At 71.9% G+C, this 2,508-nt stretch carries 2 protein-coding genes; both read left to right on the plus strand.

What is annotated here, in order from left to right; genetic code table 11:
- The first annotated feature begins 150 nt into the window (after positions 1–150).
- Complete coding sequence (locus CCL05_RS18690; protein ID WP_086561640.1) at positions 151–858, plus strand: HAD family hydrolase; 708 nt, start codon at positions 151–153, stop codon at positions 856–858.
- Positions 859–983: 125 nt separating this feature from the next.
- Positions 984–2,438, plus strand: coding sequence for an MFS transporter (locus tag CCL05_RS18695; RefSeq protein WP_244204320.1), 1,455 nt, complete (start codon positions 984–986; stop codon positions 2,436–2,438).
- The last annotated feature ends 70 nt before the right edge of the window (positions 2,439–2,508 follow it).

Here is a 2,508-nt window from a genome sequence, read left to right on the forward strand (position 1 = left end):
GCGCACTCCGTCTGGCGCGGCTGAGCCCACGCGCCGCCGGCGGTGCCGGACCGCCCTCCCCCGGCCGGTCCGGCACCGCCGGCGCCCCTCCCCTTCCCCGCGCGGTCCCGGCCCTTCCGGCCGCGCCCCTCACACACCAGGAGTTACGCCTTGGACCGCGCCGCTTCCCCGCAGACCGTGCTGCTGGACTTCGACGGAGTGCTGAGCCTGAACGCGTCGAGCCTGTTGCTGCTCGCCCTGCACGAAGGCATCAACCGCCACACGGAGTTGCCGATCGAGGCGACGGTCACGCAGTTCAAGGCCATCAGCACCTTTCCCCAGCGGGAGAGCCTGCGCGTGCTGTTCGCGGGGCTCGGCATCGAGCAGCACCTCAGCGCCGAGATCGACGCGCTCAGGTCGCTGACCGCCGTCCGGGGCACGCCGCTGACCCTCGGCGAGGGCGTGGAGGCGTTCTGCGCCGAGCAGCGTGCGCGGGACGTACGGTTGCGGGTCTTCTCCACGATGGACCGCACCACCGCGCGCCGCTCGCTGCTCGACGGGCTGTTCCGGCCCGAGGACTACGTGGCGCTCGACCACGCCTCCAAGGCCGATCCGGACACCTACGCGGCGCTGCTCGCGGCCGAGGGCGAGGCGGACCCGGGGCAGTGGCTGCTGGTGGACGACTCCCCGCTCGCCCTGCGCGCGGCCAAGATCGCGGGTCTGCGCACGGTGCTGATGCGCGGCGCGGTCTTCTCGGACGACGACGTGTCGGCGTTCGGGTCCTTCATCGACGCGCAGGTGACCTCGTTCGCGGAGCTCGGCGCTCTCCTCACCGCCGAGGACGACCGTCCGGCCCCGCTGCCCGCCTCCCGGCTCTGACCACGCACCCCACCCAGTTGCCCCAGGATTGATAGGTTTCGATGTCCCAGTCACTTGCTGATTCCGAGCTGTCACCACCCAGGACCGTCCCTGCGGAGACCGCCCCCAATCCCACGCGTGTGCTGGTGGCCATCGCTCTGGCCGCCGTGATGCTGCCCATCTCCGTCACGGGGCCGGGCGTCGCCCTCGCCGAGATGTCCGGCGCGCTGCACGCCTCGGCCGCCTCCACCCAGTGGGTGCTGAACGCCTACAACGTGGCGTTCACCGCCTTCATGCTCGCGGCCGGTTCCGCGGCCGACCTCTTCGGGCGCCGCCGCCTGTTCCTGAGCGGCACGGCCGTCTTCGCGCTGGCCTCGCTCGTCGCGGGCACCGCGCCCACCATCCTGCTCGTGGACCTGGCGCGCTTCGTCCAGGGCATGGGCGCGGCCGCGGTGCTGACCAGCGGTTCCGCGCTGCTCGCCCACACGTTCAGCGGGGCCGCCCGGGCCAGGGCCTTCGGCATCTTCGGCGCCTCGATCGGGTTCGGCCTGGCGATGGGCCCGTTCGTGTCCGGTCTGCTGGTGGGCGTCGCGTCCTGGCACGCCGTGTTCCTGGTCAACGTCCTGCTCGGTGCGGTCGTGCTCGTCCTGGCCCGGCCGCTGCCCGAGTCGAAGAACCCGGGTGCGCGGCGCATCGACCTGCCCGGTGTGCTGACCTTCACCCTGGCCCTCATGCTGCTCGCTCTCGGCTTCGTCGAGGGTCCCTCGCAGGGGTGGGGCGGCATCGTCACGCTCGGCTCCTTCGCGGGTGCGGCGCTGTTCCTCGCCCTGTTCGTCGTGGTCGAACTGCGTGTCGCCGAGCCGATGTTCGACCTGAGCCTGCTGCGGCGTCCCACGTTCGTCGCCATCATCTGGCAGCCGGTGAGCATCGTCTTCGCGTTCGCGGCCCTGCTCGTCTACCTGCCGCCCTACTTCCAGGGCGCGGGCGGCGCGGGATCGACGATGTCCGGAGCGATGCTGCTGCCGCTGACGCTGCCGGTCTTCGTCCTGCCGCTGTTCACGCCCACGCTGGTGCGGTTGCTGTCCGTCCGGATGCTGCTGGCCGTCGGACCGGCGGTGCTGGCCGCCGCGCTGTTGCTGATGACGTTCACCGACCCGGTGTCGTCCCGTACGGGGCTGTACGCGGCGCTGCTGCTGGCCGGTGTCGGTATCGGTCTCGCCTTCGGCGTCATGGACAACGCGGCGGTCAGCGTGGTGCCGGCCGAGCGCAGCGGTATGGCGTCGGGCATGTTCAACACCCTCCGGGTCGCCGGCGAGACGATCGGCGTGGCGTGTGTGGGCGGGCTGCTGCTCACCTCCACGCGTCAGCAACTGCCCGCGGGCGACGGCACGATGGCCGACGACGTGGTCCAGGGCCGGCTGGCTTCCGTACGCGCGGGTGGCGGGCAGGACCTGGTGGACCGGGCGGTCCAGGGTCTCCAGCACGGCTGGAGCGTCGTCTACGTGGTGCTGGCCTGCGTGGCCCTCGCCGGGGCGATCGCCGTCTTCACCATGGTCCGTGACCGTGACCTGGACCAGTCCTCCGCCGCTCAGGAGGGATGACCTCCCCGCTCCCCCCACGGAACGAGAAGGACCGTCCGGACCCACCCCATGGGTCCGGACGGTCCTTCTC

This window comes from Streptomyces africanus, assembly GCF_002150735.1.
Classification (GTDB): domain Bacteria; phylum Actinomycetota; class Actinomycetes; order Streptomycetales; family Streptomycetaceae; genus Streptomyces; species Streptomyces africanus.